Source organism: Rhodococcus sp. IEGM 1370 (assembly GCF_033142325.1).
Classification (GTDB): Bacteria; Actinomycetota; Actinomycetes; order Mycobacteriales; family Mycobacteriaceae; genus Rhodococcoides.
This window is the reverse complement of sequence record NZ_JAWLRY010000014.1, coordinates 13374-36614: the sequence shown is the minus strand read 5'-3', so window position 1 is coordinate 36614 and position 23241 is coordinate 13374. Positions and strand designations below refer to the sequence as shown.

The following is a 23241-nucleotide window of genomic DNA, read 5'->3' as shown; positions in this document are numbered from 1 at the left end:
ATGGACATCAGGCCGAAGAAGGGGCGCTTCGGCTGGCTCCGCCGCATCGAGGAACTCGACCCGGTGCGGGATTGCCACACGATCCACCGCATCACCGCCGGCTACGAGTTTCCGTGGGACTACCAGCGTGCACTCGAATTCGCGTTGTTCCGTACCTACTGCGTGCCGACCATCTCGGCTCTGTTGGTCAGGACCGGCGAATTCGAGAACAGGCCGCAGAAGCGCTACGACGACACCGCGCTGCTGATGGCCGAATTGCTCGAGCACGGGTACGACTCCGAGCGGGGGCGCGAATCGCTTCGGATGGTCAACCGGATGCACGGGCAGTTCGACATCTCGAACGACGACATGCTCTACGTGTTGACGACGTTCATCTACGAGCCGATCGAGTGGATCGACACCTACGGATGGCGTCGCCTGCATCCGAAGGAGCGACTCGCAACGTTCCACTTCTACTGCGAAGTGGGAAAACGGATGGGGATCAAGAACATTCCCTCCTCGTACTCCGAGTTCGCGCAGTTCAAGCTCGACTACGAGGAGCGCACGTTCCGCTTCAGCGAGGACAACCGACGGATCGGCACGTACACCCTCGAGCTGTACTGCTCGTGGTACCCCGCCGCGTTCACCCCCGCCGTGAAACAGGCAGTCTTCGCATTGCTGGACGACCGGATGGCGGGTGCCTTCGGCTTCCCGTCCGGCTCGGCGACGATCGAGCGGGCCGCCGTACGGGCTCTGCGTGCCCGAGCGAGCGTGGAGCGGTTCCTGCCCAAGCGGACGCAATCGCGGGCCACCGCCGACGCGTCGAACAAGACCTACCCCGGTTATCCCGTCGGCTACCGCCCTCGGGATCTCGGAGCTGGTACGTGCCCGTACACCGCCGTGGCCACGCCTGCCTGAGTCCGGCGGCGATCACCCCAGCAGTACCGCGGTCATCGTCTGCTGCACCCGGGCCATGGTTCGGTCGGAGCGCTCGAACCGCACCGTGCGGCCGACGTCGAAGACCAACCCGAGAGCGGCGTGGATCAGAAATTTCGAGACCACCACGCTGGTGTTCGGCCGTGCTTCCCGCAGTAGTTGCGCCCAGCCGTCGATGTTGTGGCGCTGAATTCTGCGCAGCGTCGTCCGCCGATCGGCCGGTAGATTTCCGATCTCGGCGAAGTACACGGCCACGAGTTCGCCCTGCCTAAAGGTCAATTCGGTGTACAGCCTGGCGAACGTCCGCACCGCGTCGACCGGGGAGCGCGATTGCTCGAGCGCACCGGCGAGGGTGTCGGTGAGCTGGTCGTTGGCACGGTGCAACGCAGCCTCGAGCAGTTCGGCCTTGCTGGGGAAATAGCGGTACACACTGGAGGCAGTGATCGACGCCGCTGCGCCGATGTCGTCCAGGCCCACCTCGTGGTAGCCGTGCAGGTAGAACAGCCTGATCGAATGATGCAGCAGCTCTTCGCGTTTCGATGCATGCTCGAGCACGGATTCGCGGTGAGGAGATGCGCTGCCCTGCTGCGGAAGTTCGGTCCACAGAACCGACCGTGCGGCCGCGAGCATCGACTCCTCGATCTGCTTGGCCGACAACGCCGATCGATGCGCGGTGATGCTGGCGACCACACTGATTGCCGCGGTGGCCAGCAGCGCTGCATCGGATTCGGACAGATCGGGGCGAAGCTGTCGCAGCGGGACCGTCACCCGCTCGTGCACCGTTCGCAGCGCTCGGCGTAAGTACTCACGGTCCGAACCGACGAGATATCGCCCCTCCCATCGATACAACCCACCGGTGCGCCGATTGTCGAGGGTGGTGGCGATGATGGCACCGATGACCGCGTCGATCCGAGCCTGCGGATCCTCCACATCGATGACGGCCGGATCGGTTGCCGCGACCAACGAGTCGGTCATCCGCATGACGGTGTGGACGAACAGGGCGTACTTGGTGGGAAAGTGCCGGTACAGCGCGGGCCCGGAAATGCCGACGGTGGCGGCGATGTCCTCGATTCCGACGGGGTGATAGCCGCGCTCGCTGAAGGCCTCGGCCGCGGCCACCAGAATCTGCGCCTTTCGATTCCGTGGCCGACGCCGCTGCGCCGTCGTACCTGTCTCGTTCATCGCCTGCCCTTGCACCGCCGGTCGTCTCGATTCCCCATAGTAGCGGCATCGATGCGAATGACCGCAAACTTATTGGCGGGCTGAGCTGCAGAAATGCAGTCGGCGAAGCTCCGGACAAAGCAGCGCCCGATCTGTAGGCTGCATCACATTCGACCCCCTGCTCTTACCGCTGACGAGAGGAACCGGCGATGGCCGCTCACCCGAACGAACCCGGGTTGTCCAACCGAAACAACTGGAACAACCACGTTCGACGGCACGCCCTCATGCAGCCCGACGCCGTGGCGCTCCGGTTCCAGGGGCGATCGATCTCGTGGCGCGAACTCGACGACCGCGTGTCGAGATGTGCAGGCGTCCTGCAGAGCCGCGGAATCGGGTTCGGTGACCGGGTGTTGATCGTGATGCTCAACCGACCCGAGTACCTCGAGGCGGTGCTGGCAATCAACGCGCTCGGGGCTCTGGCAGTGCCGGTGAACTTCCGGATGACTCCGCCCGAGGTGGCCTTTCTCGCGCAGAACAGTGGCTCCACCCTGGTGATCACCGACGACACGCTCGCTCCGCTCGCCGAAGCAGTTGTGGCGCAGAGTGAGTCACTGAACGGAATCATCACCGTCGGGGACGACTACGAGGCGCTGCTGTCCGCGGCTGAGCCGGCGGACACCGTCGACGTTCCGGACGACGGCCCGGCCTTGATCATGTACACCTCGGGTACCACCGGAAGACCCAAGGGCGCGGTCCTCACGCACGCGAACATGCAGGCCCAGGCCTTCACCTGCATCCGGGCACTGCAGATGAGCGCCACCGACGAGGTCGGTTTCTGCGCCTCACCGATGTTCCACATCGCCGCACTCGGCAGTCTCGCACCCAGCCTGCTACTCGGCATTCCCACCGTCGTCCACCCGGTCGGTGCGTTCGATCCGGGCACCCTGCTCGACGTACTCGCCGCCGAGGGTGTCACCAATCTCTTCCTCGTCCCCGTGCAATGGCAGGCGATGTGCGCCGAGCAGGCCGCCAACCCGAGAGAACTTGCCCTGCGGGTCATTTCCTGGGGTGCCGCCCCGGCCTCCGACACCGTCCTGCGCGCGATGTCGACAACGTTCCCGGGAGCGCTGAACGTCGCGGTCTTCGGGCAGACGGAGATGTCGCCCATCACCTGCGTGCTCGACGGCGTCGACGCACTGCGCAAACTCGGCTCCGTCGGACGCGTCATTCCGACCATCGCCGCGCGCGTCGTCGACGACGAGATGAACGACGTGGCGCAGGGCGAGATCGGCGAAATCGTCTATCGAGGGCCCACATTGATGCAGGGGTACTGGGAGAACCCGGACGCGACGGCGGACGCATTCCACGGCGGCTGGTTCCACTCCGGCGACCTCGTACGCCAGGACGAGGAAGGCTTCGTGTTCGTCGTCGACCGCAAGAAGGACATGATCATCTCCGGCGGCGAGAACATCTACTGCGCCGAAGTCGAGAACGTCCTGTTCTCCCACCCCCGAATCCTCGAGGCCGCGGTGATCGGCCGCCCCGACGACAGATGGGGTGAGGTGCCCGTCGCGGTGGTCGCACTGCACGATTCGCCCGGCACCCCGGACCTGACACTCGACGAGCTTCTGGTGTGGCTCGGCGACCATCTCGCGCGGTTCAAACACCCCAAGGATCTGGTCGTCGTCGACGCCCTCCCACGCAACGCGAGCGGCAAGGTGGTCAAGGTCGCACTCCGGAAGACCTACTCGCCGGCACCTGCCTGAAAGGCGGGCAGGGAGGCGTCGAACATGCCCGATACACGACGCCCTTCGTGAGCCGACACGGGGCCGAAGTGCTGGTCGGGGCACACCCCGAATCGGATAGGACGTAGCCTGGCTGGGAAGGTTCGGTGGCTCGACCGGAATGACAGTCGTGTTGTTCGGTTAGATTGGGAGAGCCACCAGGCACGATGCAAGAGGGTCGAGACCTGTCAACGAGCGACGGGTCACCACAATCGAGGAGAACAGGCCATGGCTTTACCAGTATTGACACCGGAACAGCGCACCGCGGCGCTGGCCAAGGCGGCCGAGGCACGCACTGCGCGGTCGAAGCTGCTCGCATCCGTCAAGTCCGGCGAACTCAGCGTCGCTGACGTTCTCGCCAAGGCGGAGAACGACGAGATCGTCAAGAAGACCAAGGTGTCCGCCCTGATCAAGGCCCTGCCGGGTGTTGGTTCCGTGCGCGCCGCACAGCTGCTCGAGCAGCTGTCCATCGCCGATACCCGCCGTATCGGTGGCCTCGGTGCAAACCAGCGCGAAGCCCTCCTGGCTGCCGTCGCATCCTGATCGACATGGGTCGGGCTCACACCCGATCCTGCGATAATGCGTTGCCTGCAGGGCTAGCATTTCGACCATGAACGTCGAAGTGACCCTGCTGCCGGGAATCGGGGTGCGGAAGGATTTCGCCCTCGCTTCCGGGCGTCGCATAGGCGTCATCACCCGCAAGGACGGCGCGAACGAGTTGATCGTCTCGCGCAAGGACGACCCCGATGCGACGCAGGAATCCATCACGTTGAGCAATGAGGAAGCGGCGGCTCTGGGCAATCTGCTCGGGTCGCCGCAACTCATCGCTCAGCTCGGGGAACAGCATCGCGACCTCCCCGGCATCAACACCCGCCAGCTCCCCGTCAGGAAGGGCTCGCGTTTCGACGGCCGCCCCCTCGGCGATACCGGGATGCGCACCAAGACCGGCGTCTCGATCGTCGCAGTGATGCGCGCGGGCCAAGTACAACCGTCGCCCACTCCTGGCTTCACCCTCGTCTCCGGCGATCTGCTGGTCGCCGTCGGCACCGCCGACGGTTTGGACGCAGCTGCCAAGATCCTCGGCAATGCCTGACAATCGTCGGGTCTGACCCGGTGGCCGAGACTGCACTCGCTCTGACCGAACTGGGAGCGGTGTTCTTCGTCCTCGGCCTACTCGCCCGCGTGGCAGGCAAGTTCGGGGTCTCCCCCATTCCGTTCTATCTTCTCGCCGGTCTCGCCTTCGGCAACGGCGGAATCGTCAGCCTCGGCGGCATCGACGAATTCAGTGAGATCGCCAGCGAAATCGGCGTCATCCTGCTGCTGCTTCTGCTCGGACTCGAGTACACCGCCACCGAACTCGTCACCGGACTGCGCCGATCCTGGCTGGCGGGCCTGGTCGACATCGCCCTGAACTTCACCCCGGGCGCAGTGGTCGCACTGATACTCGGCTGGGGCGGCGTCGGAGCGCTGGTGATGGGCGGTGTCACCTACATCTCGTCCTCGGGCATCATCGCCAAGGTCCTCACCGACCTCGGCCGGCTCGGCAACCGAGAAACCCCCATCGTGCTCTCCATCCTGGTGTTCGAGGACCTCGCGATGGCCGTCTACCTGCCGATCCTCACCACCGTTCTGATGGGTGCCAGTTTCCTCGGCGGGCTCGAAGCTCTCGGAATCTCCCTGCTGGTGGTCACGATCGTCCTGGTCATCGCACTGCGCTACGGCAGCTCGGTCTCTGCGCTGCTCGACAGCAAGGACCGTGAGGTCATGCTCCTCAACGTCCTCGGCGCTGCCCTGCTGGTGGCCGGAATCGCGTCGGAACTGCAGGTCTCGGCCGCCGTCGGCGCATTCCTGCTCGGTATCGCGATCTCCGGCTCGACGGCCGCCAACGCCACCCGCGTTCTCGAACCTCTTCGAGATCTGTTCGCGGCGATGTTCTTCGTGGTGTTCGGTCTCGCCACCGATCCGGCAACCATCCCGCCGGTGCTCGGCTGGGCTATCGTCCTGGCGGTCGCCACCGCGGCGACCAAGATCGCGACGGGCTGGTGGGCGGCCAGGCGGCAAGGGATAGGGCGACCGGGCCGACTGCGCGCCGGTGCGGCATTGGTGGCGCGTGGCGAGTTCTCCATCGTCATCGCCGGGCTGGCCGTGGCCGCGGGTGCCGTCGAGGGCGAGCTGGCTGCTCTGGCCACGGCATACGTGCTGCTGATGGCCATCCTGGGGCCCATCGCGGCCCGAGTCGTCGAACCGGTCGCGAAGGTCCTCCTTCGCACGAAGCCCGCCGTGTGATTGGCTTTCGGAATGGTGGACAAGCGTCGAGCATCGGTTCTGCGCCGGCGGCCGCAGCTGTCGGAGGAGGTGGCCAACCACGTCCGGCACCTCGTCATGTCCGGCGAGGTGAGCCCAGGCGACTTCATCCGACTCGACGAGACCGCCGCCGAACTCGGGGTGAGCGTCACTCCGGTACGCGAGGCACTGCTGACGCTGCGGGGTGAGGGCATCGTCGAACTCGTCCCGCATCGCGGATACAAGGTCTCACCACTGACGCCGAGCGACATCGTCGACATCTTCTGGCTTCAGGGCCACATCGCCGCCGAGCTGGTTCGCCGCGCCGCGCCGAAGATCACCGAGGCCGAGCTCGACCGGCTCGCCGAGCTCACCGCCGCACTGTCGATCGCCGTCGAGAACGGTCGGCCGGAGGACGTCGAGAACTGCGAGTTCGAGTTCCACCGAGTCCTCAACCGACTCGCCGAATCCGCGAAACTGGCGTGGTTTCTCAACAACGCCACCCGCTACACACCCACCCGCCTCTACGCCACCGACCGCGACTGGGGCCGAGCGACAGTACGCAACCACGAGGCCCTCATCGAGGCACTCGTTCGAAACGACATCGACGCCGCCTGCGAATTGATGAAGCAACAATTCACAGACGGCGCCGAGAGGTTGATCGCGCACCGCGGTTGAGTGCGCTACGCGCAGTGGTGCGGTTAGGTGCCACGGGCGGCACATAACCACACCACTGCCTTGGCACTAGCGCAGCGAGGCGGGAACCTGGAAGCGATCGCCGTACTTCTTCGCCAATTCGTCTGCACGAGTGACGAATCCGGCCTGACCACCCGGGTAGCCGACGACGTACTGGTGCACGCCTCCGGTCCAGGCGGGGAATCCGATACCGAAGATCGAGCCGATGTTGGCGTCGGCGGTGGTGTTCAGGACACCCTCGTCGAAGCACTTCTGCGTCTCGATGGCCTCGATGAACAGCATGCGCTCCTTGAGGTCCTCGAACGGGATGTCCGCCGAGCCCGACTTGAACGCATCACGCAGTCCGGGCCACAGTCCGGCGCGCTTGCCGTCCTCGTACTCGTAGAAGCCCGCGCCCTTGGCCTTCGACGGACGCTCGAACTCGTCGACCATCTTGTCGATGACGGCACCGGCCGGATCCTCGGGAGGAGTCTGACCCGCGGCGATGAGCGCGTCGTAGGTCTCCTTGCGGATCTTCTGCATCAGGTTGAGCGTGAGCTCGTCCGAGAGCTGCAGCGGCGCAGCCGGGTAGCCGGCCTGCAGACCTGCCTGCTCGATGGTCGACGGCTCGACGCCCTCGCCCAGCATCGCGATGGCCTCGTTGATGAACGTGCCGATGACACGAGAGGTGAAGAAGCCGCGACTGTCGTTGACGACGATCGGGGTCTTCTTGATGATCTGCACCAGGTCGAATGCCTTGGCCAAGGCTGCATCCGACGTCTTCTCGCCGCGAATGATCTCCACCAGCGGCATCTTGTCCACGGGTGAGAAGAAGTGGATTCCGATGAAGTCTTCCTGACGCTTGATGCCCTGAGCGAGGCTCGTGATGGGCAGCGTCGAGGTGTTGGAACCGAGCAACGCCGTCGGATCGACGAGGTCCTCGATCTCCTGGAACACCTTCTGCTTCAACTCTTCCGACTCGAAGACGGCCTCGATGACGAGGTCTGCGCCTTCGACGTCCTTGGCGTCGGCCGTCGGGTGGATACGGGCGAGCAGAGCGTCGGACTTCTCCTGGGTGGTCTTGCCACGGGAGAGCGCCTTGGCCTCGATGGCCTCGGAGTAGGCCTTGCCCTTCTGAGCCGATTCGAGGGCAACGTCCTTGAGCACCACGTCGATTCCGGCTTTGGCGCACACGTATGCGATACCCGCGCCCATCATGCCTGCGCCGAGAACCGCGACCTTGGTGAACGTGGTCTTCTCGATGCCGTCGGGGCGGGACTTACCGGCGTTGATCGCCTGCAGGTCGAAGAAGAACGCCTGAATCATGTTCTTGGACACCAGACCGGTGACCAACTCGGTGAAGTACCGCGACTCGATGGTGCACGCGTTGTCGAAATCGACCTGCGCACCCTCCACTGCCGCAGCGAGAATCGCGCGCGGAGCCGGCATCGGTGCACCCTTGATCTGCTTGCGCAGGTTGGACGGGAATGCCGGCAGGATCTGCGCGAGCTTCGGGTTCGACGGCGTTCCACCGGGGATCTTGTAGCCCTTGACGTCCCACGGTGCGACGCCACCCTCGGGGTTGGCCTTGATCCACGCCTTGGCGGCGGGCACCAATTCGTCGATGCTGCCGACCAATTCGTGAATCAGACCGATCTCGAGAGCCTTCGCCGGACGGAACCGGGTGCCCTGGGCGAGGACGGTCATGAAACCGGTCTGAATGCCGAGCAGTCGCGTGATGCGAGCAACGCCGCCGCCGCCGGGAAGCAGTCCGAGCGAGACCTCGGGCAGACCGATCTGGACGCCGGAAACATCGGCCGCGATGCGGTGATGCGTCGCGAGGGCGATCTCGAGTCCGCCGCCGAGTGCTGCGCCGTTGATGGCGGACACGACCGGCTTACCGAGCTTCTCGATGCGACGCAGCTGCCCCTTGACTTCCTGAACCTCGTCGAACACCTGCTGGGCGTCCTCGGGCTTGGCTGCGATGAGGGTGTGCAGATCGCCGCCGGCGAAGAACGTCTTCTTGGCGGACGTGATCACGACACCGGTGATGGAGTCGACCTCGGCCTCGAGGCGTTCGACGGTGGCACCCATCGAGTCCTTGTACAGCTGGTTCATCGTGTTGGCGCCCTGGTTGGGGTCGTCCATTGTCAGCGTGACGATGCCGTCGGCGTCCTGGTCCCACTGAATCATGTTGTTGCTCATGCCTTTACCTCAGACTCGCTCGATGATGGTGGCAACGCCCATGCCGCCGCCGATGCACAGGGTGATCAACGCGTAACGACCGCCGCGGCGCTCGAGCTCGTCGAGCACGGTGCCGGTGATCATCGCGCCGGTAGCTCCCAAGGGGTGGCCCATGGCGATGGCTCCGCCGTTGACGTTGAGCTTCTCGTTCGGAATCTTCAGATCCTTCTGGAACCGCAGCACCACGGACGCGAACGCCTCGTTGAGCTCGAAGAGATCGATGTCGTCGACGGTCAGCCCCGCGGTAGCGAGAACCTTCTTCGACGCCGGGGTCGGCCCGGTGAGCATGATGGTCGTGTCGGCACCGCTGGTGGCCGTGGCGACGATGCGCGCCCGCGGAACCATGTTCAGATCCTTGCCGGCCTGCTCGCTGCCGACGAGGACGAGTGCTGCGCCATCGACGATGCCGGAGCTGTTACCGCCGGTGTGGACGTGCTCGATCTTCTCGATCCAGTGGTACTTCTGCAGTGCGACGTCGTCGAATCCGCCCATGGCAGCGATACCGGTGAAGGCCGGGTTCAGCTTGCCGAGCGATTCGACGGTGCTGCCCGGACGCATGTGCTCGTCCTGATCGAGGATCAGCAGACCGTTCTGGTCGGTGACCGGTACGACGGACTTGGCGAAGTATCCACCCGACCACGCTGCCGCGGCACGCTCCTGCGACTGCGCGGCGTAGGCGTCGACGTCTTCACGGGTGAAGCCCTCGATGGTGGCGATGAGGTCGGCACCGATGCCCTGCGGGGCGAAGTAGGTGTCGTAGTTGGTGGCGGGGTCCATGGCCCACGCGCCGCCGTCACTGCCCATCGGCACACGCGACATCGACTCGACGCCACCGGCGACGACGAGCTCGTCCCAACCCGAACGCACCTTCTGCGCGGCCAGGTTGACGGCTTCGAGGCCGGACGCGCAGAAACGGTTGAGCTGGAAGCCGCCGACGGTGTCGGGCATCTTCGCAGCGAGCACGGCAGTGCGGGCGATGTCGGCACCCTGGTCTCCGACGGGCGAGACCACTCCGAGGATGAGGTCGGAGATCCGGTTCTCGTCCATGTCGGGGAAACGTCGACGAAGCTCGTTGATCAGGCCGGTCACCAGGGAAATCGGCTTCACCGAGTGCAGGGAGCCGTTCTTTCCTTTGCCTCGGGGAGTCCTGATGGCTTCATAAATGAATGCCTCTGTAGTCACAGCGCGCAGTTCCTTCCACATTCTCGATCGGCGTCGCCGTCGCCGTGCTGGCCGACCGCGTCGATGCGAGGCCACAACAGACCTCAGCTCACTTCACAGTAGGGCCGCGGGTCGATCCGACATAAGGACCGAAACGAGCGTTCTCCATGACCGGCGCGGAAGTTCAGGTTTGAACGAAGTCGGCATGGGACACTCGGATAGATCAGATCTACCGAGCGCGGAAGAAGACCCTCCATGGAAACCGACAACGAACTGACCGTGGGTGCCCGCGTCAAAGTACGCATTCACACCACCGGCACCGACGACGAGTCCGGTCAGGACGCCTACGAGACCGGAGCCATCGTCGAGGACTTCGGCGTGCAGACCCCCGACACCACGTCGAGGGAATGGGCGGTGGCACGGCGTTGGGCCGTGGCACTCGACAGTGGCCGCCTGGTGTTCGCCGACAACGAGGATCTCACCGTCGGCTGAGTCACCCGTCGATCAGATCTCTTTGAGCGGTACCGCTCCCAATTCGCTCACCAGCAGCTCCATCGCCACTGTCTCCGGGTCCCGGCGAACCGTGGGATCGGCAGGCTCGGCGGCAGCCTTGAGCAACTCTTCCTCGTCCTCCGGGGTCTCCGGCGGCGGTGGGCCTACCGGCTCGGGCTCGTCCGGATAGTCCGGGGCTTCGGGCATCGGAATGTCGTCCGCCCCGATGCCGGCCGAGGATCCGTCGCCCGCTGATCCGAACCCGTCCGACGTGGGACGGGAAGCCCCTGCCTGGCTCGGCCTCGAGAACTTCGGCAGCGACGCGGGTTTCGCTGCCGGTTCATCTTTTTTTGCTGATGACTGTTCCGGTGGTGCCGCGGCACCGACCAGACATACCACCGACCATTCGACGCCGAACACGTCACGCAGAGCGTCGCGAATGACGTCGGCATTGCGGGGTTCCTCGAGCCGCTTGGCCAACGGTGCCGAGTCGTGGCCGAGCGTGATGGTGCCGTTCTCGACCGCGCGCACCGAGGCTCCGGAGAGCATCACCTCGACGGTCCTGCTCCGCTCCCGCACTTTCGTACGCACCTCGGACCACACCGCGCGAACCGCAGCTGCGTCGGGCTCGTTCGACGCGGCGGCAGGGGCCGCCACGGGTTCCGGTTCCGACTCGAACACGGGATCCGGTTCGGGACCGTAATCGTCCTCGGGCTCCGGCGGAAAATCCTCATGCGGCGTCGGGGCGGTCGGCGCAGCCGGGGCGACCGGGGCAGCCGGGGCAGCCGGGGCAGCCGGGGCCGAATCCTGTTGCACGGCAATGGGTTCCGGGACGGACTCAGGCTCGGGTGTCGGTGCCGGCTCGGGTGTTGGTGTGGGCTCGGGCGTCGGTGTGGGCTCGGGTGCCGGAGCTGGCTCAGGTGTGGGCTCGGGTGCCGGAGCTGGCTCAGGTGTGGGCTCGGGCTCCGGTGTTGGTGCGGGTGTCGGAACCGGTTCAGGTTCAGATGTCGGCTCGGGCGTGGGTGCCGGTGTGGGAACTGAGACTGCGGGAGCGGCTGCCACCGGAGCTGGTGCCGGTGCCGGTGTCGGCGCTGTCGGCTCTGCGGCCGGTGGGCGCTGTGACGGTCGCTGGAATTTGCTCACCGGTGCCGGACCCGAGGGTGCGGGCTCCTCGGTGGGTTGCAGTTGCGGTCGCGTCGGATCCGCAACTGCCTGGGCGACGGCTGCCTGCTCCCCCGCCGGAAGGGTGACGTCCAAGCGACGTTCGACGCGTTCGAGTCGTTGCAGCACCGCCGATTCCGCGTCGGAGGCCGAGGGCAGCAGCATGCGGGCGCACATCACTTCGAGGAGCAGGCGCGGGGCAGTGGCACCGCGCATCTCGCCGAGTCCCGAGTGCACGATCTCTGCGTAGCGAGTCAGTGTCGCCGAGCCGAGCAGATCGGCCTCGTCACGCAATCGCTCGAGTACGTCGCCCGGCACGTCGACCAGACCGCGTTCTCCGGCGTCGGGCACGGCCTTCATCAGGATCAGGTCTCGCATGCGATCGAGGAGGTCGATGGCGAACCGGCGTGGATCGTGGCCGGCGTCCATCACCTTGTCGACGGTGCCGAACAGTGCGCCGCCGTCGCCCGCAGCCAATGCGTCGACGGCCTCGTCGATGAGTGCGACGTCGGTGACGCCGAGCAGCGACAGTGCTCGCGGGTACGTGACGCCCTCGGGTCCGGCTCCGGCGAGGAGCTGATCCATGACGCTGAGCGAGTCACGGGGCGAGCCGCCGCCGGCGCGGATGACCAACGGGTAGACCGCGTCTTCGACCGGAACCTGCTCCTGGCCGCAGATCTTTTCCAGCAGAACGCGCATCGTCGACGGCGCGAGCAGCCGGAACGGGTAGTGGTGGGTACGCGAGCGGATGGTGGGGAGCACCTTCTCGGGCTCGGTGGTCGCGAAGATGAAGACGAGATGCTCGGGCGGTTCCTCGACGACCTTGAGCAACGCGTTGAAGCCCGCCGGGGTCACCATGTGTGCCTCGTCGATGATGAAGATGACGTAGCGCGATTCGGCCGGGGCGTACACGGCCTTGTCTCGCAGATCTCGGGCATCGTCGACGCCACCGTGGCTGGCCGCGTCCATCTCGACGACGTCGAAGTTGCCGGGTCCGCCGGGGGCGAGGGCGACGCAGGAGTTGCACACGCCGCAGGGCGTCGAAGTGGGACCTTCGGCGCAGTTCAGCGATCGGGCGAGAATCCGCGCCGAGGAAGTCTTTCCGCAGCCGCGCGGCCCGGAGAAGAGGTAGGCGTGGTTGATTCTGTTGCTGTCCAACGCCACGCTGATCGGCTCGGTGACGTGCTCCTGACCGACGACCTCGGCGAACGTCGCAGGACGGTACTTCCGGTAGAGGGCCACGCCCGAAAGGGTACCGGCGACCACGGACACAGTTGCATCGCCGGTCATTGTGCGGCGGTGGATACCGCTCTGATGTTCATGACGGCGAAGCTCTCGCGGCTTCCGGTCGATTCCGACAGCGCGTACAGCCAATGGCCGTCCTGCAACGCATCCGAGATCGCGTGCCGCACGATGGCTCCCCTGGAGTTCTGATAGTCGATCGTGACGGGTGTGCCGCGCGCTGCGGCGTCGGTCAGCAGATCCAGCTCTCGCGGCAGCAGCCGGCCGTGGGAATCCAGCGCAGACCGCACTCGTGCCTCGTCGACGGTTCCGCTGCTGCCGGCCAGCAGGAGCCGCGCGAGCTCGCGTGGTTCGCGTCGGTGCCGTGCCGGGTGGACGGCACGATGCGTCGGCCGGGAGTCCCCCGCGCGAATGCGGGGTGCGCTGTCGAGTTGGAGTTGCCCGGTGTCGGAGTGCCGCACCGGGGAGTATCCGTGCCTGCGGAGCACAGCGATGGTGTCGATCGGCGTGGCAGAACTGACCAGGACGGTCGGAGCGAGGCGCTGGAATTGCAGCACGGCCAGGGACTCGTCGGTCTCGATGTTGGCCAGGAGGACGACATCCTCGGAGACGATGGCGCAGGGAATTCTGCGCACGGCCAGTGCGCCGTAGGTACGCCAGCAGTCCCGGATCGTGTAGCTCAGAGCCTGGGGTACGTCGGTGTCGGCCATCGCGGTCAACGCATCGATCAACTCGTCGCCGGTGCCGCCGGTGTCGAAGAACCCTCGAATGGTCGCGGGAGTGAACCGCCAGACCGATGCGACGTCCCTCGACTCGGGCTGGGCGGCCGCGCCGAGAATCGACGCCACCTCGGTACTGGGTGGTCCGGTCACCACCGCCGTGGAATCGGGCAACAGCCGAACGGAGAACGGCACCCACTCGGCCATGTCCTGCAACTGTGCGGCCAGAGCCGCACGGATTTCGCTCGGGTCACCGTCTCGACCCGCGGGGAACTCGGTGAGGGTGCGGCACAGATCGGTCGGCGCACCGTCGGCCAGTATCCCGAGTCGACTCGCCTCCAACCACAGCGCGTGCACGTGGCCGGGCCCGGCGGTCGTCGAGACGACCGGGATGTGCCAGTCCAGGTACCGGGCGAACTCCTCGGCATCCTGCAGAACCGTCACCGGCGAGTCGACGTCCTCGTATCGGAGCAGAGCTGTCAGCGCCGTTGCGCGCAGGTCCGTTGCCGCGGGGTCGTCGAGCATCTTCTTGAGCACGGGAACGGTCTTCTGCGACGCACGGGGCACTCGGTGAGTGGGAGTGAAGGGCGAACTCCACCACGCGGTCACCAGCGTCGCCGCCTGTTCGGCTCGGGCGCTCGTCGACCACGTCTCGTAGGCGGAGGTCAACGCGACACCGGTCTTTCCGCGTTCGGCCAGCAGCCCGGCTTCGCGCGCCAGCATCAACATCAACGCGGTGTCGTGTTCGTCGGCGAATCTCAACCTGCTCGTCAGCGACCGAAGTTCCTTGGCACTGACCCCGCCGGTCTTCATCGTCGTCAGGCCGTCGGCGTCGATGGCCGTCAGCAATGCCTGCGTGTGCTCGCAGAACTGCAGCAGTGCGATGGAACGAGTGCGCCGCACGTCGTCGTGCGAGAGCACGCGAGTGTCGAAGGTCGGCGGCGTGAGTTCGATGGGCAGACGCCACCCGTCCCCGCGCAGGGCGATGCTCACCTCCAGCGGCATCTCGACGCGGTGCCCGTCGAGTCGATACAACAATCCCCGCTCGAAGGCAAGGGTCCCCGCGCTCGACGGAATGTCGAAGATCAGTGACACCGGCTTGCCATCGACGAAGCGAGACAACATCGCTCGCATCTCCTCCGACCCGCCGTCGAACAGCGCCCTGATCCGTTCGGGCGTCATCGCGGCTGCAACGGCGTCGGCGCGCGTCCCTCGCTCGAGCACCGGGTCGATTCCGAGGATCGACAGCACAGCCAGCCGGTCCTGCTCGACGGCGCAGTGCAGGAACAGTTTTCGCTGCCTGCGGGCAAGTCCGAACGGATGCGAGAACACCCCGGACAGATCGATGGGTGAGTATTCGACCGTGCCTGCACCGGGCGAGGAGTGCGGCCAGATCAACCCGTAGGCCGTCAGCGTAGCGAGAGCTGCATCGATGTGCGGCGTCTCGTTGATCGGGCCCTCACTCGCCCAGTGCCCGATCTCGGCGCGGCTCAGATCGCCCATGAGCGCGAACAATTCGAGGAGAGCGAGCGCGCCGCTGTCGAGTCGACGCGGCAGCATCGACACCCGAGACGGTGCACCGAGCAACTGCGCGAGCAAGCCGAACGAGCGCGGTGGCGGGTCGGTCGCCACGTCCGGCCGACGGTGCAGCAGATCGGTGAGTGCGTCCTCGTCGAGAGTCGCCAGCCAGCCCTCGTAGGTCTCGATACTGTCGGTCATTTCGCCCCCCGGTGAAAGTTCTGGCCACTGTATCGACGGGCACCGACAGACTTATTTGTTCTTGGCTGCGGCTTTCGCTGCCTTCTTGAATTCGCGCACCTCGAGCAGCGATTTCTCGTCCACCACGTCGGCGATGGATCGACGCGCACCGTCGTCGCCGTACGCTCCGGCGGCCTTGCGCCACCCGTCTGGCGTGACGCCCATCTGCTTGCCGAGCAGCGCGAGGAAGATGCGGGCCTTCTGATCGCCGTAGCCGGGGAGGGCCTTGAGACGCTTCAGTACTTCGGCACCGTTTGGATCGTCCCGAGTCCAGATCTCCTGCGGCTTGCCGTCGTAGTTCTCGACCAGGAACGCCGCGAGCCCCTGGATGCGCTTGGCCATCGAACCCGGGAACCGGTGGACGGCCGGGGTCTGCGCGCACAGGGCAGCGAACTCGTCGGGATCGGCGTCGGCGACGGTATCGACGTTCAGATCGCCGAGACGGTCGACGAGCTTCTTCGGTCCTGCGAACGCCGATTCCATCGGTACCTGCTGATCGAGCAGCATGCCGATCAGCAGCGCGAACGGATCCTCGGCGAGCAGTGCATCGGCCTCAGGATCGCCGACGAGGTGCAGTGTGCGGGACATGGCCTCGATCCTGCCACGCACCCCTGGGGTCAGGTGATCGACACCAACTGTGTGATGTCGTCGAAGGGCAATGGGCCGTCGACGACGGCTCCGACGACGGCGCTGTTGAGGATGATCGATCCGCCGTGGTTGTCCAGGAAGGCGGTGTCGGATGCGTCGCGTCCGGTGGCGATGCGCACGAGGGTCGATCGCGGTGCGAGGCAGGTCGCGTCCACCACTCGCCACTGGCCTTCGACGAATGCTTCGGCGACCGCATGGAAGTCCATGGGATCGCAGCCCGGCGCGTACACCGCGACCAGGCGAGCAGGGACGTTGACGGCACGCAGCAGCGCAACCACGAGGTGGGTGTAATCGCGGCAGACGCCGGCACCGGCAAGGAGGGTGTCGACTGCGCCGTCGATGGGGTCGCTGCTGCCCGGTACGTAGCTCAGCCGCGCGCCGACCCACGAGGACACCTCGGCGAGCAGCTTCTCCGACGGCGGGTACGAGCCGAATTCCGTTGCTGCGAAGCCGAAGAACTTGTCGGCTTCGGCGTAGCGGCTGGGCCGCAGGTAAAGCGAGAGGTCGTAGTCGGAGACCGGAGCGGGCTCGGTGTTGCCGTAGACGGTCGCCGAGTACGACGCCTCGAGCTTGCCGACGCCGGCGTGAATCTTGTGGATGCGGGTGCCGTGAGCACCGCTGATCTCCTGCGCCTCGATCGGCTGACCGTCGAGTGTGAACGAGAGTGCTTCCCACACATCGGTTCCTGGATGCGGTGCAATTGCGATCTGGAACTCGAGGGTGCTGGCCTCGGTCACGTCGACATCGAGGTACGCAGAGACATCACGTTTCATCGTGCCGATCCTGCCATCTTCGAGCCGTTCGCGCAGACTATGACTCGTCGGTGGGGCGATCGCCGGTCACCAGGAAGATGACTCGTTTGGCGACCTCGACGGTGTGGTCGGAGTATCGCTCGTAGAAGCGCCCGAGCAGCGTGATGTCCACTGCGGCAGGAACGCCGTGCGGCCAGTCGGGCGCGGAGGTCAGCATGAACAGGCTGCGGTGCAGCGCGTCCATCTCCTGATCCTGAATTCGCAGGTCGGCGGCGAGTTCGGCGTCTCGGGTCTCCAGGACGCGTTGCGTGGACTCGGCCTGCGCGACGGCAACTCGACCCATCTGCTCGAACACGCCCTCGACCTCGGGCGGCAGTACGTGCGCGGGATGGCGACGGCGAACCAGTTCGGCGATGTGTACGGCCAGGCCACCCATGCGCTGGAGATCGGCGACGATGTTGATACCCGAGACGACGCGTCGTAGGTCGTGGGCAACGGGGGCCTGCAGGGCCAGGAAGCCGAAGGCTCCGTGCTCCCATTCGACTGCGAGCATGTCGATTTCTTCGCGGTATTCGATGGTTTGCTCGGCGAGAACGATGTCCGCCGTCAGCAACGATCGAGTCGCGTCCGCCATCGCCTTCTCGGCAATTCGCGACATTTCGGACAAATTCGACGCCAGCGAATCCAATGTCTCGGCGTAACTGTCCCGCATGAAGTACTCAACCCCTACCGTTCGGCCCTGTTGGGCCTGTAGGCCTTACCCCCGAACACTTGTTTCTACACCTCCCACGGCGCTGTGCGACGCTGAACGCCATGACTGTGTTGAAGTCGATAGTGCTGTTCGGCGTCGCCGCTCTGTTCGAGATCGGCGGAGCATGGTTGGTATGGCAAGGGATTCGAGAGCATCGCGGGTGGCTGTGGGCCGGAGCCGGGGTGCTCGCTCTCGGCGCCTACGGCTTCGTGGCGACCCTGCAACCCGACGCGAACTTCGGCCGGATTCTGGCGGCGTACGGCGGGGTGTTCGTCGCGGGATCGTTGCTCTGGGCAATGGTGGTCGACGGTTTCCGACCCGACCGGTGGGACATCACCGGAGCGTCGATCGCACTGATCGGCGTCGCGGTGATCATGTACGGCCCGCGCTGACTCACGCGGGCCGTACCGAGAAGATCAGCAGTTCGACGGCGCGGGCACCCCGTAGAACCGGTCCTTGATCCAGTTCTGCGCCTCGCCGAGGCCGAGGATATCCGGAATCAGGTGTCCGGCACCCGAACCCGGGACGATGGCCGGAACCTGCGCGGCGCTCAGCTGCACGGTGGCACCCTTGCCGCACCAGTCACCGGCCAGTCCGACGGCCTGTCCGTGGGGAACGATGTCGTCGGACGTACCGGACTGAATCAGCACCGGAGCGTTCGGCGTTCGCTCACCGATCTTGTTCTTGGCCAGGATCTCCTGAGCGACGGGCAGCCTGTCCAGCACCACCGACAGCGGCTCGCCGGTCTTGGTGTACTCGTTGGTGCGGTGCAGCCCGACGTTCAGAATCGTTTCTCCCACACATTGATTCGCGACCAGATTCAGCATGGCCTTGCCTGCGTCGTTGATGTTCTCGTCGATGATGGGCTGCAAACCGGGGTCGGAGTTGAGCAGACCGTTGAGGGTGTATCCGATGACTCCGGTGAGAATGGTGCCGTCGACCTGCTCGAGGGTCGCCTTCAGATCCGCGGGAGGTGCGCCGGCGTAGGTGCCGACGAGGTTCATCTCGGGTGCGTATTCATCGGCGAGTTCCGCTGCAGCAGCGGCTGCTCCGCCGCCCTGCGAGTAGCCGTACGCGGCGACCGGGCCGTCGGCGGAGATCTTGGTGCCCTGCAGGTTCTGTGCGGCGCGGGCCGCGTCGAGCACAGCGTGAGCTTCCGACGCGCGGTTAACGTATGTATGCGCACCCGGCGTACCGAGGCCCTCGTAGTCGGTGATGACCACGCCGTAGCCCTGCGAGAGCAGCGAGTATGCCGCGAGAACCTCGTACTCGACCATGAAGCCGAGCGGCGGGGTGTAGGTGATGACGTTGTTGAGCATCTTCGACGGCGCGCACTGATCGCCCTGACCCTGAGTTCCCGGGGCGAGGACGACGAGCGGACGTGGGCCGGGCCCGGTCCACGCCGCGGCGGGATCGATGTAGGTTCCCGTGACGGCATTGGCTTCGCCGTTGGAATCGTTGCTGCGGTACATGATTCGGGTTGCCGTACCGGGCAGCGGGCCGTCGATCCCGGGAACCGACAGCGCGAGATGCGAGGGCTCGGACCGGATCACGTCACCCGGGGAGCCTGCGGGGAGCGGGCTCGGTGGAATGTAGAAATCGGATTCGACGGTCGATCCCGTCGATGGGGCTGCCGACACCGCGGGTGCCGTCACCCCCATGAATACTGCCGCTACCGCCACAGCCGACCCGAACACGCGCTTGCAACGCACCTGATAACCCCCAACGTCGATCACTCGGACTCGAGTGAGCGCTACCCCGTGTAGCACTTATCGTGACGCACCTTACATGATGCGCCACACAACGCATAGGGCTAGTTCGTTCTCCTCACGATCAGCGTCGACGACGATGCATCGCAGTCTTGGCCGCATCGACCTCGTCGCTGGTGAAGGGCCGCCCCGGCAGCGTCGACCTTGGAACGCCGTCGCCGCGCAGACCGTCGAGCAACACGGTGAAATAGCGTCGCCAGTTCGACGCGTCGACGGTGCTGGAGAATTCGACGCTCGCGCCGATCATGCCGAGCACCGGATAGAAGTCGTTGACGGCAACGTCCGGCCGAAGCTGACCGGATGCCAGTGCTCGTTCGACGATCTTCTCGAAGAACGGATCGATGCGCGAGCGAACCTGAGCGATCCCTCGGCAGCCCTGATCGGACCCGAGAACGACGTCTCCGAGACCGCGATCGAGTGCCATTCCCGCGCACACATCGCCGAGGAACTGCACCAACCCGTCCCACGGATCCCCGGCTTCGAGCGCCCGTTCGGCGGTCGCGAGCATGTCTTCGAGACGCTGCTCGAACACGCCGTCGATCAGTTCTTCCTTGCACGAGAAACGCCGATAGACGGTGCCGACGCCCACCTTGGCGTGCGCCGCGACGTCGTCGAGCGTGATGTCGATGCCGTGTGAGGCGAACAGTTCGCGGGCCGCGTCGACGATGCGACGTCGATTGCGTTCGGCATCAGCCCGTAGTGGCTTCGATGCCGTTGTGTCCGCTCTCACACTCATTCGATGTCCGTTTCACCCGATAAGCGGAGGACATTCCTCCACTTCGCTGCTACCTTGTTCTACAACCGGAGGGTACACCTCCGCATAGTCGAACCGAGGACACTATGACCACCCTTTCATCGGAGAACGTGGGCGACGCCACGTCGAACACCACGCCGGTCGACGAACGTTCGCATCGGAATCGTTGGCTGATTCTCGCGACGCTCGGGCTGGCTCAGCTCATGGTCGTGCTCGACGCGACCATCGTGAACATCGCACTCCCCGCCGCCCAGCTCGACCTGGGCTTCGACAACGCCGACCGCTCCTGGGTCGTCACCTCGTACGCACTCGCGTTCGGCAGCCTGCTGCTGCTCGGTGGACGACTGAGCGACCTCTTCGGACGACGCAACACCTTCCTCATCGGGCTCGTCGGTTTCGCGCTGATGTCGGCTGTGGGCGGCGCGGCCGTCAACTTCGGCATGCTCGTCGCGGCCCGCGCCGGTCAGGGTGTCTTCGGCGCTCTGCTCGCCCCCGCGGCCCTGTCCCTGTTGGCCACCACCTTCACCGATACCAAGGAACGCGCCAAGGCATTCGGCATCTTCGGTGCCATCGCCGGCGGCGGCGGCGCTCTCGGCCTGCTGCTGGGCGGCATGCTCACCGAATGGGCCAACTGGCGCTGGAGCCTGTACGTCAACCTGATCTTCGCCGCGCTCGCATTCGTCGGCGGATTCCTGTTCCTGGCCAAGCACAAGGTCGACGTCCGCCCCAAGCTCGACATCCCCGGCACCCTCGCCGTCTCGGCCGCACTGTTCTCCATCGTCTACGGCTTCGCTCACGCCGAGTCCGACGGCTGGGGCAACTCGGTCACCCTCGGATTCCTGGCCGCCGGTGTCGTACTGCTCGCAGTGTTCGTGACCATCCAGATGCGCGTCGAGCATCCGTTGTTGCCGTTGCGGATCGTGCTGAACCGCACTCGTGCGGGATCGTTCCTCGCTGTATTCGTCACCGGCGCAGGCATGTTCGCGGTGTTCCTGTTCCTGACGTACTACCTGCAGAACACGCTGAAGTACACGCCCATCACCACCGGGTTCGCCTTCATGCCGATGATCGCGTCGCTGATCCTCACGGCGACTCTGTCCACGGCGCTGATCCTGCCCCGCTTCGGACCCCGCATCCTGATGACGACCGGCCTGGTCGTGGCCTCGATCGGCATGGCGCTGCTGACGCAGATCGACGTCGACAGCAGCTACGTCACGCACATCCTGCCCGGCCTGGTCATCATGGGCCTCGGCCTCGGTGCCACCATGGCCCCGGCAATGCAGGGCGCGATCTCGGGCGTCGACCCCGACGATTCCGGTGTCGCATCGGCAACGGTGAACACGATGCAGCAGGTGGGCGGCTCGATCGGCACGGCCCTGCTGAGCACCGTGGCCGCCAATGCGGCGACCAGCTACGTCAGCTCCAACATGGCGACGGCAACCGATGTGGCACTGCTACAGGCCAACGCGGAGATCGCCAGCTACACCACCACGTTCTGGTGGGCGTCGGGAATCTTCCTGCTCGGCGCGGTGCTGTCGGCGACGCTGCTGAAGAACGGACCGTTGCCGTCTGCTCCCGAAGGTGCGGTAGTCGTCGGACACTGAGCGGCTTCGCCGCATGTGAGCGGAACCTCGTAGCCTGCTACGAGGTTCCGCTCACGTGCGTCAGCCTTCGAGCAGCTTCTCCGTCGCGGCCAGCAGAACGCAGGTCGCGACGCCGTCCATCGACTTCTCCAGCTCACCGAGTGAGGGGAAGCTCGGGGCGAGGCGAATGTTCTTGTCTTCCGGATCTTTTCCGTACGGGAAGGCCGAGCCGGCGGCCGTCAGAGCGATTCCGGCTTCCTTGGCCAGCGCGATCGACCGCGCGGCCGTGCCCTCGAGCACGTCGAGGCTGATGAAGTAGCCGCCCTTGGGCTCGGTCCAGGATGCGATCTTCGACGCACCGAGACGGTCCTCGAGAATCTGCTGCACCAGAGCGAACTTGGGGGCCAGGATCTCGCGATGCTTGGCCATGTGGGCCCGCACACCTGCGGCATCACCGAAGAAGCGCAGGTGCCGCAGCTGGTTCAACTTGTCCGGGCCGATGCTCTTCTTGCCGAAATGCTTCTGGTACCAGGCGAGGTTCTCCTCGGAACTGCCGAGGAAGCTGACCCCCGCACCGGCGAACGTGATCTTCGAGGTCGACGCGAACACGAACGGGCGGTTGGGGAACCCGGCCTCGGCGGCCATGCCCAACACGTCGTACGACGGCGCGAATTCCTCCGTCAGTGGATGCACCGCGTAGGCGTTGTCCCAGAACAATCGGAAATCGGGTGCGGCCGCAGGCATGGTGGCCAGCGCGCGAACGACGTCCTCCGAGTAGACGGCACCGGTGGGGTTCGCGTAGTTCGGCACCACCCACATGCCCTTGATCTGCGGATCCGACGCCACCAGGTTGGCGATCTCGTGCACGTCCGGGCCGTCGGGTCCCATCGGAACCGGGATCATCTCGATGCCGAAGCTCTCGGTGATCGCGAAGTGCCGGTCGTAGCCGGGCGAAGGGCAGAGGAAGCGAACGTTCGGCTCGGCCGACCAGGCGCGAGGGGAATCGGGCAGCCCGTGCAGCAGCGCCCAGACCACCAGATCCTGCATGATCTCGAGGCTGGCGTTGTTGCCGGCGAGCAAGTTCTTCACCGGGATGCCGAGCAGTTCACCGAAGATGGCACGCAGTTCCGGCAGGCCCGCAAGGCCGCCGTAGTTGCGGCAGTCGGTGCCGTTGCCGTCCTTGTAATCCGAACCCGGAAGCGTCAGCAGGTCAGCAGCGAGATCGAGCTGCTCGGGCGACGGCTTGCCGCGAGTGAGATCGAGAGTGAGCTTCTCGGCTTTGAGCTGCGTGTACTTCGCGCTCTGCCGCTCGTGCTCGGAGGCAAGCTCCTCATGGTTCATCAGACCCAACTGGGTTTGCGCTGGCATGCGGAGCGGCCTCTCGGTGAC

The 23241-nt window shown here is 65.6% G+C and carries 20 protein-coding genes; 9 read left to right on the top strand and 11 right to left on the bottom strand.

Annotated features, from left to right (window positions below; translation table 11 throughout):
* A complete protein-coding gene (locus R4P47_RS17020) occupies positions 1-897 on the top strand; it encodes an oxygenase MpaB family protein (protein ID WP_317785265.1) in 897 nt (298 codons plus the stop codon).
* A gap of 12 nt (positions 898-909) precedes the next feature.
* Here R4P47_RS17020 and R4P47_RS17015 read toward each other — a convergent pair whose 3' ends face one another.
* Positions 910-2097, bottom strand: coding sequence for a TetR/AcrR family transcriptional regulator (locus R4P47_RS17015; protein ID WP_317785264.1), 1188 nt, complete (start codon positions 2095-2097; stop codon positions 910-912).
* Between the two features lie 188 nt (positions 2098-2285).
* On the opposite strand from R4P47_RS17015, the gene fadD5 reads away from it, so the two are divergent.
* From fadD5 to R4P47_RS16990, 5 genes are all read left to right on the top strand, one after another.
* Positions 2286-3842: a fatty-acid--CoA ligase FadD5 gene (gene fadD5 / locus R4P47_RS17010; RefSeq protein WP_317785263.1), complete on the top strand. Its 1557-nt coding sequence runs from the start codon at positions 2286-2288 to the stop codon at positions 3840-3842.
* A gap of 246 nt (positions 3843-4088) precedes the next feature.
* On the top strand, positions 4089-4403 hold the full coding sequence (mihF, locus tag R4P47_RS17005; RefSeq protein ID WP_008712632.1) for an integration host factor, actinobacterial type: 315 nt from the start codon (positions 4089-4091) through the stop codon (positions 4401-4403).
* A 67-nt stretch (positions 4404-4470) separates the two neighbouring features.
* Complete coding sequence (locus tag R4P47_RS17000) at positions 4471-4953, top strand: cation:proton antiporter regulatory subunit (RefSeq protein ID WP_094638737.1); 483 nt, start codon at positions 4471-4473, stop codon at positions 4951-4953.
* Between the two features lie 20 nt (positions 4954-4973).
* Positions 4974-6146, top strand: a complete 1173-nt coding sequence (locus tag R4P47_RS16995; protein ID WP_149407265.1) for a cation:proton antiporter — start codon at positions 4974-4976, stop codon at positions 6144-6146.
* Positions 6147-6158: 12 nt separating this feature from the next.
* Positions 6159-6821 (top strand): GntR family transcriptional regulator, encoded by a 663-nt coding sequence (locus tag R4P47_RS16990; protein ID WP_188078771.1) that lies wholly within the window; start codon positions 6159-6161, stop codon positions 6819-6821.
* 66 nt (positions 6822-6887) lie between these two features.
* Here the strand turns inward: R4P47_RS16990 and R4P47_RS16985 are convergent, their stop codons facing one another.
* Together R4P47_RS16985 and R4P47_RS16980 are read right to left on the bottom strand one after the other, a co-directional pair.
* Positions 6888-9023, bottom strand: a complete 2136-nt coding sequence (locus tag R4P47_RS16985; protein ID WP_317785262.1) for a 3-hydroxyacyl-CoA dehydrogenase NAD-binding domain-containing protein — start codon at positions 9021-9023, stop codon at positions 6888-6890.
* 9 nt (positions 9024-9032) lie between these two features.
* Positions 9033-10244 carry an acetyl-CoA C-acetyltransferase gene (locus tag R4P47_RS16980; RefSeq protein WP_317785261.1) on the bottom strand — a complete coding sequence of 404 codons (1212 nt, stop codon included), beginning with the start codon at positions 10242-10244 and terminating at the stop codon, positions 9033-9035.
* A gap of 234 nt (positions 10245-10478) precedes the next feature.
* On the opposite strand from R4P47_RS16980, the gene R4P47_RS16975 reads away from it, so the two are divergent.
* Positions 10479-10715, top strand: coding sequence for a hypothetical protein (locus R4P47_RS16975; RefSeq protein WP_068050455.1), 237 nt, complete (start codon positions 10479-10481; stop codon positions 10713-10715).
* A gap of 12 nt (positions 10716-10727) precedes the next feature.
* Here R4P47_RS16975 and R4P47_RS16970 read toward each other — a convergent pair whose 3' ends face one another.
* The 5 genes from R4P47_RS16970 to phoU are packed head-to-tail and all read right to left on the bottom strand — an operon-like array spanning position 10728 to position 17707.
* Entirely contained in the window at positions 10728-13118 is a 2391-nt protein-coding gene (locus R4P47_RS16970; RefSeq protein ID WP_317785260.1) for a DNA polymerase III subunits gamma/tau, read from the bottom strand.
* A 44-nt stretch (positions 13119-13162) separates the two neighbouring features.
* The gene (locus tag R4P47_RS16965) at positions 13163-15556 is read right to left on the bottom strand and encodes a helicase-associated domain-containing protein (protein ID WP_317785259.1); all 2394 of its coding nucleotides are present in this window, start codon (positions 15554-15556) and stop codon (positions 13163-13165) included.
* Positions 15557-15607: 51 nt separating this feature from the next.
* Entirely contained in the window at positions 15608-16183 is a 576-nt protein-coding gene (locus R4P47_RS16960; RefSeq protein WP_149407259.1) for an HhH-GPD-type base excision DNA repair protein, read from the bottom strand.
* A 29-nt stretch (positions 16184-16212) separates the two neighbouring features.
* Positions 16213-17016 (bottom strand): transglutaminase family protein, encoded by an 804-nt coding sequence (locus R4P47_RS16955; RefSeq protein ID WP_317785258.1) that lies wholly within the window; start codon positions 17014-17016, stop codon positions 16213-16215.
* A 37-nt stretch (positions 17017-17053) separates the two neighbouring features.
* Positions 17054-17707, bottom strand: a complete 654-nt coding sequence (gene phoU / locus R4P47_RS16950; RefSeq protein WP_068050449.1) for a phosphate signaling complex protein PhoU — start codon at positions 17705-17707, stop codon at positions 17054-17056.
* Positions 17708-17808: 101 nt separating this feature from the next.
* Between phoU and R4P47_RS16945 the strand changes: the two genes are divergently transcribed.
* Positions 17809-18138, top strand: coding sequence for a YnfA family protein (locus R4P47_RS16945; RefSeq protein ID WP_269595570.1), 330 nt, complete (start codon positions 17809-17811; stop codon positions 18136-18138).
* 24 nt (positions 18139-18162) lie between these two features.
* Here the strand turns inward: R4P47_RS16945 and R4P47_RS16940 are convergent, their stop codons facing one another.
* Complete coding sequence (locus R4P47_RS16940) at positions 18163-19407, bottom strand: lipase family protein (RefSeq protein WP_317785314.1); 1245 nt, start codon at positions 19405-19407, stop codon at positions 18163-18165.
* A 172-nt stretch (positions 19408-19579) separates the two neighbouring features.
* On the bottom strand, positions 19580-20251 hold the full coding sequence (locus tag R4P47_RS16935; protein WP_317785257.1) for a TetR/AcrR family transcriptional regulator: 672 nt from the start codon (positions 20249-20251) through the stop codon (positions 19580-19582).
* Positions 20252-20355: 104 nt separating this feature from the next.
* Between R4P47_RS16935 and R4P47_RS16930 the strand changes: the two genes are divergently transcribed.
* Entirely contained in the window at positions 20356-21873 is a 1518-nt protein-coding gene (locus tag R4P47_RS16930; protein WP_317785256.1) for an MFS transporter, read from the top strand.
* A 60-nt stretch (positions 21874-21933) separates the two neighbouring features.
* Here the strand turns inward: R4P47_RS16930 and R4P47_RS16925 are convergent, their stop codons facing one another.
* Entirely contained in the window at positions 21934-23220 is a 1287-nt protein-coding gene (locus R4P47_RS16925) for an aminotransferase class I/II-fold pyridoxal phosphate-dependent enzyme (protein ID WP_317785255.1), read from the bottom strand.
* Positions 23221-23241: the final 21 nt, after the last annotated feature.

Coding starts and splice junctions, on each gene's coding strand:
- R4P47_RS17020 (WP_317785265.1), top strand. CDS start 1: ATGGACATCAGGCCGAAGAAGGGGCGCTTCGGCTGGCTCCGCCGCATC.
- R4P47_RS17015 (WP_317785264.1), bottom strand. CDS start 2,097: ATGAACGAGACAGGTACGACGGCGCAGCGGCGTCGGCCACGGAATCGA.
- fadD5 (WP_317785263.1), top strand. CDS start 2,286: ATGGCCGCTCACCCGAACGAACCCGGGTTGTCCAACCGAAACAACTGG.
- mihF (WP_008712632.1), top strand. CDS start 4,089: ATGGCTTTACCAGTATTGACACCGGAACAGCGCACCGCGGCGCTGGCC.
- R4P47_RS17000 (WP_094638737.1), top strand. CDS start 4,471: ATGAACGTCGAAGTGACCCTGCTGCCGGGAATCGGGGTGCGGAAGGAT.
- R4P47_RS16990 (WP_188078771.1), top strand. CDS start 6,159: ATGGTGGACAAGCGTCGAGCATCGGTTCTGCGCCGGCGGCCGCAGCTG.
- R4P47_RS16985 (WP_317785262.1), bottom strand. CDS start 9,023: ATGAGCAACAACATGATTCAGTGGGACCAGGACGCCGACGGCATCGTC.
- R4P47_RS16975 (WP_068050455.1), top strand. CDS start 10,479: ATGGAAACCGACAACGAACTGACCGTGGGTGCCCGCGTCAAAGTACGC.
- R4P47_RS16965 (WP_317785259.1), bottom strand. CDS start 15,556: ATGACCGACAGTATCGAGACCTACGAGGGCTGGCTGGCGACTCTCGAC.
- R4P47_RS16960 (WP_149407259.1), bottom strand. CDS start 16,183: ATGTCCCGCACACTGCACCTCGTCGGCGATCCTGAGGCCGATGCACTG.
- R4P47_RS16955 (WP_317785258.1), bottom strand. CDS start 17,016: ATGAAACGTGATGTCTCTGCGTACCTCGATGTCGACGTGACCGAGGCC.
- phoU (WP_068050449.1), bottom strand. CDS start 17,707: ATGCGGGACAGTTACGCCGAGACATTGGATTCGCTGGCGTCGAATTTG.
- R4P47_RS16945 (WP_269595570.1), top strand. CDS start 17,809: ATGACTGTGTTGAAGTCGATAGTGCTGTTCGGCGTCGCCGCTCTGTTC.
- R4P47_RS16940 (WP_317785314.1), bottom strand. CDS start 19,407: ATGGGGGTGACGGCACCCGCGGTGTCGGCAGCCCCATCGACGGGATCG.
- R4P47_RS16935 (WP_317785257.1), bottom strand. CDS start 20,251: ATGAGTGTGAGAGCGGACACAACGGCATCGAAGCCACTACGGGCTGAT.
- R4P47_RS16930 (WP_317785256.1), top strand. CDS start 20,356: ATGACCACCCTTTCATCGGAGAACGTGGGCGACGCCACGTCGAACACC.
- R4P47_RS16925 (WP_317785255.1), bottom strand. CDS start 23,220: ATGCCAGCGCAAACCCAGTTGGGTCTGATGAACCATGAGGAGCTTGCC.